Here is an 8,019-nt window from a genome sequence, read left to right as displayed (position 1 = left end):
CCCGGGACCCCCGCCCCCGCTGGCGACATCCTGCGTGACGGTGCGGCCATACCGATCGGCCACACCTCCGCCGCCGCCAGCATCGAGGAAGTACTCAGCCGAGCGTCATTGCTTGTCAGCGGGGGCACCCTGGAAAATCTCGCTCACGTCGTCTCCGCGCTCGGCGAGCACGTCGGCGGCCGCGGCGAACGACTCGCCGCACTGATCGAACAAACCCGACAACTCCTCAACAGTCTCGCGGGGCGCTCCGACCAGATCCGTGCCGTGCTCCACAGCGCGGCCGATCTAAGCAACACACTGGCCGCCCAGCAGACCGCGATCGCCGACGCGGTGAACGCGTCCGGACCCGCCCTCGAAGTCCTCGGCGAGAACATCGAAGGCATCATCGACCTGGTCGGCCGGATCCACACCATCACCCAACAGCTGGCCAGATTTCCCTCCATCCAAGGCACCAACAACGGCAGCATGAGCGAGGACATCGACCTGCTCGCCAAGGGACTCAACGACGCCGCGGTCAACCCCGAGGCAAATCTCAACTCCCTCAACAGCATCCTCGCCACCGTCATCAAAGTGACCAGCGCATCCTCGGCACACGTCGGCGTCGACATCGTGAAACTCGCTGTCGGCGCTGTACCGGACCCCGGGTTCCCCGGAGACCCGGGGGCACGAGTGCCCGACGTCACCGACTGGACCGCCTTCGTCGGCTCACTGCAATACATGCTCGAACGCTTGGGCGGGCGACTGAACGGACCACCACGATGAACCTGACATTCCGTCCCAATGCCTTGGAGTACTCAGCCAGGGCACTCGTGGGAAGCGTGCGCCGGGTCCAGCGACATCGGCTGGCGACATCACTGCTCGGCCTACTGCTGATCCTGGTAGTCGGAAGCAGTTACCTGACGCTCGGCGCCCTCAACTTCAACCCGTTCGTCTCTCAGTACCGGGTGCGAGTCGAACTGGACCAATCCGGCGGACTGCTGCCCGGGCAGGACGTCACCATGCGCGGAGTCCGGATCGGTCGCGTCGACTCGGTCGAGGTCGCGGGCGACAAAGTCGTTGCCGTCGCCGCCATCGACACGACGATCGAAATTCCCGCCAGTGGCAATGTGCGCACCGCAGCCCTATCCGCCGCAGGAGAACAGTTCCTGGATTTCGTCCCGGATACCGACCGCGGTCCGTATCTGCGGGACGGGTCGGTCGTCACCTCCGACCACACATCCAGTCCGGTGCCTCTGTCCAGCATGCTCGAAGCGCTCAGCGGCACCCTCGCCCAGATCGCCCCGGAGCAACTGCGCGCCATCATGGATGAACTCGGTGTGAGTGCGGCGGGCCCGGACAAGTTGGCAGACATCATCGACGGCGGCATATTCATGGTCTCCGCGCTCGACGGGGTACTGCCGCAGACTGTCAGCCTGCTCCACAACAGCAAGGTGGTGCTCACCACGCTCGGCAGCACCGCCCCCGAACTGCGCGAAACGGCCGCTGATCTGTCCACAACTCTCGGTGGTGTCGCGCGGATGAGCGGGGGATTCCAGGAACTGGTGAACCTCGCACCCGACACACTCACCACGATGGACGCGATCATCGCCCAGAACTCCCCCACCATGGTCCAACTGCTCGGCAACCTCGTCACCGTCGCGCAGATGACACATCTGCGGGTGGCCGCCTTCGAAGAATTCTTCTTCCCCAAGCAACGGGCAGGCTCCACCCTCGACGCCGTCGCTTCCGCCTTCCACGACGACGGTGTTTGGGCCTTGGCCAGCATCTACCCCCGCTATCAATGCGACTACGGAGTACCCCGGCGCCCCGGCACAGTTCCGGACTACCCCGAGCCCTACCTCTACGTCGACTGCCCGAACCCCGATCCGAACCTGCTCCCGCGTGGTGCGCGCAACGCGCCGCGCCCACCGGGCTGGAACACCCCGATCCTGCCGCCGGGCGCGGACCCACTCACCACCGCCGATCCCACACCCACTGGACCACTCACCATTCCGACACCGTTCGGTGGCGGCCGTCCCCCGTCGTACGTGCCCCCCAGGTAAGGAGTCACACGCCATGAGCACACCGACACCCACGCAGTCTTCCGAGGACGAGGAGTCGGCAGGAGATATCGACGGCATATCACCCGGGTCACCGAGCGGCACCCGGCGCAGCCGTGCCGTGATCATCGGTCTGACGGTACTACTCGCCGCGGCGGTGACCACGTCCTGCATTCTCGGATGGAAGGTGAAGCAACGCAGCGATATCGACCGGGCGGCGCGCGAAGCCCTCTCAGCAGCACAGCAATACGCTGTGCTATTGACCAGTATCGACGCCAGTCGTATCGATCAAGATTTCACCGCGATCGAATCCGGTGCCACCGGCGAGTTCAAGGACATGTACGCCAAGTCCGCTGTCCAGCTCAAACCTTTACTCGTACAGGCACAATCGGTGAGCAAGGGACATGTCACGGGCGCGAGCATCCAGTCGGCGACACGAGAACAGGTCGTGGCCATGCTGTTCGTCGATGCCGAGATCACCAACGCGACCACAGGCCAGCCACGAGTCGACCGCAATCGCATCCTCATCACCATGGACGATGTCGATGGCCGCTGGCTCGCCAGCAACGTCGAACTCGTGTGAAGCGGTGGCGACTTCGCGTATGCGTGCGGATTACCACACGCCGGAAAACCTTCGGATTCCCTCCGCTATCGGTACCGGGGTCAATGCGCTGCTCCTGTGCATCGCGGTATCGACCGCCGTGCACTTGCGTCAGGTCGCGATCGTGGCGCAGCAGGTGGCCGACACCCTTCACAGCGCCTCCGTCCTCAGAGGCTCACGATCGGGCCGCCGGTGGACCAACCCCCCTGCCATGCAGTCTATTCTGCGTGGTGCGATCAGCCGGTTCGTGAGTTGTCAGCGAGCTCGTATGCGTGCCGTTGCGGATATCGCTATCGCAGTTCACTCCGCCGAAGGCGGAAGGCACACCCTCACCGAGCTGATCGACAACGCCTGCAACTTCTCCCCGCCCACCACCGAGGTACGCCTCTACGCGGCCGCAGTCCCTTCCGGACTGCCGCACTCGGCGAGTTTCAGCAGGCGATCATCGGCCGTCTGCCCGAGGTCCCTGCCCTTTCCGCCGCCGCTCAGGAGAACAACCGATGACGACTTCTGAGCCCGTACAGCTCAGTTGGCAGCTTCAACAGCTCCTGACGTGCACGCCGGGCACTCGGCGTGCACTGCTGCTGTCTCTCGAGGCCACGATGACTCAGAAGGGTATGGACGTCGACGACCTCACCGGCGTCACAGGCAAGTCCACGACGACCGTGGCCTACGACTTCGGACTATCGACAGCTCCGAACCCCGAGCTCTCACCACGACAGACGACACCACCCACAGTCGACGACTGAGCCGACTGATGACTCCGGATCCGGCCCTCCTTACCGGCCACACCAGCAGAGTGTTTTCAATGGCGTTCAGCCCTGATGGCAACCTGATTGCCATTGGCAGCGAGGATGCGACGGTGCGACTGTGGGATGTCGCCACCCGCGAACCGATCGGCGCACCACTCTGCGGCCATGCTGGTTTTGTGGTGAACCTCATTCGACCTCACCCGCCCTACTGGAATCGACTCCGCCGCATGGGAAGCGATCCGCAGCCATCGCGACCGGTTGCAGAACGCCGTAACGAGTGGTGACAAGTCACTCACACTGGGGCGTGCCAAGGAGTTGGTTGAATCTGTTGCGCGAGTAGTCGTTACCGAACGAGGTGAAGTCGCACCCGCGAACATGACCTTCCCGAACCTCGTCGATGCTGCTCACACGGCGTTGAAGCGCCAGCCAGGCACCGATCTTTCACAGGATCCTGAGCTGCGGGGAGTTGTCCAGGGAGCGATGAAGATCGTAAAGAGCATCGGCGACATCCGGAACTCCTTTGGCTCGGGTCACGGACGCGCTCGTGAGGTCGTCGTCATCGATGAGATGGTCGAGGTTACCTTGGCGGCCACATTTCTGTGGGTTCGCTGGGCGCTCCGGCGGCTCGCCCCGCTGATCCTTGGCCAACCGACAACGCTCATCAACAATCTGCTGGGCGGCCACGTCTTCTACTCAGGTGGCCTGGCCGAGCGGCTGGTTGCGGCCAACATCGCTGCCCTTGAGGAACCGATCCAACAAAAGCTCGGTACTGCTGTGGCGCAGCGCGCGATGGGCGGGACGTTCCTGGTTCGGATTGAAGGTGTTGAAGCATGTGCAGCGTCGCCGTCGCTCGACGCCTGGCCGTTGGCTTACCGGAGGGGGATCGTGGATGGGCTCTTCTTCAACGAAATCGGAGAAGTGAGGACCATCGATTGGGCGGTAGCGCTGATACCCGGTGTGCTCAGGCCGGTCCGGGACCAGGATGCCGAGCTCAAACGACTTTCGTCCTTGATCGGGCAGAACCCGATCAGGTCTGGTGATTGGAACAGGGACTACTCGCTCTGGCAGTCTGCACTAAGGTTGGTCACAAATTTCGATCAGGCGGCACGACCCTCGTGGACTGCGATTGCGGGTCTGTGCGAGCCTGAGCCTCCGTTCTGACCGTATTCGCCGTAGGTGAGACCCCGCCTCGAAACCTTGGATGCGAGACGGCCTCGAATTTCCGCGTGGCGTGTCAGCTGGGTGCGGCAAGATAGCTGCATGTCGAATCAGAATGTCCGATTCAGTGGCGACCATTCCGATTTGGTCCAGCTGCTGGACTGGTTCCGTCGCGACGACGTCCTGCGCGGGCGGGCACAGCTCCAAACCCCGTCGCTAAGCGATGGACAGATGGGTGGGCTCGCCGACGTACTGATGGTTGCCTGTGGCGCCGGAGGAATCGGCACCGTCCTGGTCGGTTCGCTCAGGACGTGGTTTACCACCCGCCACTCAGACCTGACCCTGACCGTCACACTGCCCAACGGCACAGAAATCCTGCTCGATGGGAAACGCGTGAAGCAGCAGGAGACGTTCGCCAGCCTCCAGAAGACGCTCGACTCCTTGGACACCACCCGATGACTCGGCGACCGGATGCTGATCGCTCTCGTGCGGTTCTGATCGGTGTCAGTCGGTACGAGACCGGTGAGCCGAGCTCGTCCGACCCTTCGGAGGAGCTTCCGCCGCTCGAATCGGTTTCCTCCAATCTCGCCGACCTACGGCAATTGCTGACCGAACCAGACCTGGGAACGTTCAACCAACAGCACTGCGTAGTTGTCGAGAACCCGCAGCGTGCCAGCGGAATCGGTGGGGTTGTTTCGGCGGCTGCGCGTGACGCCGAGGACGTTCTGTTGGTGTACTACAGCGGTCATGGCCTCGTCGATAGCCGCGGGCGGTTGTACCTCGGGCTCCCCGGAAGCAGTCCGACGCAGGCACCCTGGACGTCTCTTTCCTTTGAGACGTTGCGTGAGGCGCTGCTAGATAGTCCGGCCAGGCTCCGGATCCTGATCCTGGACTGCTGCTTCTCGGGCCGCGCATTCGAGGCCATGGGTGTTACCGATACCTTGCAGGACAGCCAGTTCGACATCCAAGGGACATACACGCTCACGTCCTCCGCAGCGAATGAACCGTCCTTTGCACCAGCAGGCGAAAAGCACACGGCCTTCACCGGTGCTCTCCTGGACATCGCTCGGCAGTCACCAGGACTCACCCTCGAGGACTTGTACCGCGCAACTCAACGCCATCTGGCCGCCCAGGGCCGCCCTGAGCCTCGTCGCAGAAGCGTCAATGTGGCCGGCGACTTGGTAATTTTCGGCCATCCTTCCCATTCCGCCTCTGCTCGCACCACCGAGATAGAACAGCAGCCTGAGCGCACCTACGAGTTCGACGAAGCACGCAGGGTCACATCTCACGTGGCACCGAACCCCGCAGTACCGCAGGGATTCTGGGATGTCACAATCCGCAATGGCAGCGCCACACCCATGGCAGGGCTCGAAGTGGAGGTCTATCCCGTCGACAACGACGGAACTCGCACTGAAGGCGAGTGCGTCACAGCCAAGGGTCATCCCATGCTATGGAAGGTCTATAGCGAGGGAGCCCGCGCACAGGTTCGGAAAAAGGTCAGCGCGTTCGACCACTACGGAGCTAATCCATTTGCTCAGTTCAGCATCGCCGGGGCGATGGAGGACCGCATCATGAGCATCGTCGACCCGATCGCAAGCAGTGCCATGGCCCAGATGGAAGACTTCTTCTCAGATTCCTTACCCGCAGGAGAAGAAGAGACGGTGCTCTACTACGCGCCTGATGCCGCGACAGTTCGCGCGGACCTCACGTTTACCGACATCTCCGGAAGACGATGGACAAGGTCTCACGACCAACTGCCGCGACCACTACGCGGTTGACTGATCGGCGGGCCGCGTTGGGGAAGCGACCGTTTTCATTACCGCGCTCCGGAACCTGCACGGGTGCAACTGCCTATTAGGTGCCACCTATCAGTGGTCCACCGATAGGAGTCGTTCACTCTGTGGAAAACCATAAGAACGCCATGCCGCTTCCAGAATTGGGTTATTGCGGTCGGTCCGGGTACGTACATTACGAAGTGAGATTACACCGCCCTTCCGGTCCCGCATGAGCGCCAGAAGAGCGTCCTGCATATCCGCGCCATGAGTGACAATCGCCTCAATCTCGCGAGCGCTTGCCGCTGCGACTGGTACGTCAGGAAGTGTCCCACCCGGAATCAGCACTGTATCGTGGTCAAGGAGGTACGCCGCTGCCGAGTAGATTGGCTCTGCCGATACGATCAGTCCTAATATTGGGCGATCTGTTGGAATGTGGCTAAACTCCGATCTGCCTGTTGCGAGATTATCGACTGTCCTAGTCAGTTGCCCATGCGCCTTGTTGAGAGAATCTTCCAAGTCCTTAAAAAGTTCGGGGTCACCTGCTCGCGCTGCCAGCGCGAGCCGCTTCAACTTACACTCCACGATGAGAACGAGATCCGGCATGACCACGAACCAGTCGACGCTCTTCTGTTCGTTCTTGCCGTAGACGATTTCGGGGTGCACCTCGGCGCCCGCGATCAAGCGGAGATTGCGGCCGATATAATGCTCAAAAAGCTTACCTAGGTCCCTTGCAAAAGCGCTGCCGTAGCGCGAAATTCCTGAGTAATACAGTCCGCCGGGCGTGACTGTCCGCATTATAAGTCTTGGTGCAGGCGCGACAGGTCGACCCTGCCCGAGCTCGATGAAGGGGGTCCGGACTAGTGGGTTGTAGTCGTAGCGCGCAAGCCGTTTCTGCTTGAGCGAGTTCTCCGTAAAGTCTCGCTTGAACTCTTCACGGGTTGCCGTCAAGCGGTTTAGTAATGTCTCAATACTGTTGCGTGAGAATCGTTCTAACACATCTTCGAAGTTCGGCTGATCGAGCCAGGCTGGATTGAATACTCCTCCGTTCATTTGAGCGCCAACCTGAAGCACAAATACCGCACCGACAGCCTCGCTGAGTGACATCCCTTCCAATATTTCCGTCAATGAATCCGGCGTGATTATCGACGTGTCAACCTCCTTGAGTCCGTCCAGTAGCATCGCGTGCGATCGGGCGATCTCTCCAAACATTGATTCCTGCCATGGGAATTGCTCGTACAGGATCGGAGTGAGTATCGACAGCATAAAACTCGGATCGCCCGGCTCGACGTGGGGTTTGGACTCGGAGTTGAAGAACTTCCACATGAGCCTCTCGAGAGCTTTGTCGGACACGCCCTCGTTTCGATGCTCGTTTCCGTGCAACAGCGATTCACGGGCTGCGGCAGCCAAGCCCCAAGGTGGCATCTGACGCTTCACTTGGTTCGAGTACGGCGGCTCGCCAAGGCTGGCCGATAGCCGTGCCAGGACTGGAATGAGCTCACCCGGCTTGAACGCGCGGCATGCCTGAATGAACTCTTGATAATTATTACTCGCCACGAGGGTGAACACCTGGGCCGTACCCCGTAGATGGGACCGCCCGGTATTAGAGTCCTTGTTTGGCCTGGTGAGGGCCGAGAAGGGACACTGAGGACATGGCAGGACGCAAGCGGCATTCCGCGGAAGACATCGTGAGGAAG

10 protein-coding genes are annotated in these 8,019 nt (G+C 61.5%); 9 read left to right on the top strand and 1 reads right to left on the bottom strand.

Features of this window, described 5'->3' with window-relative positions:
* The 9 genes from JZ792_RS40180 to JZ792_RS40140 form a co-directional block, all read left to right on the top strand.
* Positions 1–762 (top strand): MCE family protein (locus tag JZ792_RS40180; protein WP_216918129.1); only part of this gene is annotated, 762 nt, incomplete at its 5' end.
* Positions 759–2,042 (top strand): MCE family protein, encoded by a 1,284-nt coding sequence (locus JZ792_RS40175; protein WP_216918128.1) that lies wholly within the window; start codon positions 759–761, stop codon positions 2,040–2,042. The genes JZ792_RS40180 and JZ792_RS40175, both read left to right, overlap by 4 nt.
* Before the next feature lie 13 nt (positions 2,043–2,055).
* Positions 2,056–2,622: an Rv1363c family protein gene (locus JZ792_RS40170; protein ID WP_216918127.1), complete on the top strand. Its 567-nt coding sequence runs from the start codon at positions 2,056–2,058 to the stop codon at positions 2,620–2,622.
* Between the two features lie 19 nt (positions 2,623–2,641).
* On the top strand, positions 2,642–3,154 hold the full coding sequence (locus JZ792_RS40165) for a hypothetical protein (RefSeq protein WP_216918126.1): 513 nt from the start codon (positions 2,642–2,644) through the stop codon (positions 3,152–3,154).
* Positions 3,141–3,389, top strand: coding sequence for a hypothetical protein (locus JZ792_RS40160; RefSeq protein WP_216918125.1), 249 nt, complete (start codon positions 3,141–3,143; stop codon positions 3,387–3,389). Before JZ792_RS40165 ends, JZ792_RS40160 begins: the two co-directional genes overlap by 14 nt.
* Positions 3,390–3,397: 8 nt before the next feature.
* On the top strand, positions 3,398–3,676 hold the full coding sequence (locus JZ792_RS40155) for a WD40 repeat domain-containing protein (RefSeq protein WP_216918124.1): 279 nt from the start codon (positions 3,398–3,400) through the stop codon (positions 3,674–3,676).
* Complete coding sequence (locus tag JZ792_RS40150) at positions 3,651–4,553, top strand: abortive infection family protein (protein WP_498044274.1); 903 nt, start codon at positions 3,651–3,653, stop codon at positions 4,551–4,553. Before JZ792_RS40155 ends, JZ792_RS40150 begins: the two co-directional genes overlap by 26 nt.
* A 99-nt stretch (positions 4,554–4,652) precedes the next feature.
* On the top strand, positions 4,653–5,009 hold the full coding sequence (locus tag JZ792_RS40145; RefSeq protein WP_216918122.1) for an effector-associated constant component EACC1: 357 nt from the start codon (positions 4,653–4,655) through the stop codon (positions 5,007–5,009).
* Positions 5,006–6,328 carry a caspase family protein gene (locus tag JZ792_RS40140; protein WP_216918121.1) on the top strand — a complete coding sequence of 441 codons (1,323 nt, stop codon included), beginning with the start codon at positions 5,006–5,008 and terminating at the stop codon, positions 6,326–6,328. The genes JZ792_RS40145 and JZ792_RS40140 overlap by 4 nt, the downstream gene beginning before the upstream one ends.
* A 90-nt stretch (positions 6,329–6,418) precedes the next feature.
* Here JZ792_RS40140 and JZ792_RS40135 read toward each other — a convergent pair whose 3' ends face one another.
* Positions 6,419–7,891 (bottom strand): hypothetical protein, encoded by a 1,473-nt coding sequence (locus JZ792_RS40135; RefSeq protein ID WP_216918120.1) that lies wholly within the window; start codon positions 7,889–7,891, stop codon positions 6,419–6,421.
* Positions 7,892–8,019: the final 128 nt, after the last annotated feature.

The sequence above is a fragment of the Nocardia noduli genome (assembly GCF_019038455.1).
GTDB lineage: Bacteria > Actinomycetota > Actinomycetes > Mycobacteriales > Mycobacteriaceae > Nocardia > Nocardia noduli.
The sequence above is the reverse complement of the archived record's forward strand: the minus strand, read 5'-3'. Positions and strand labels throughout refer to the sequence as shown.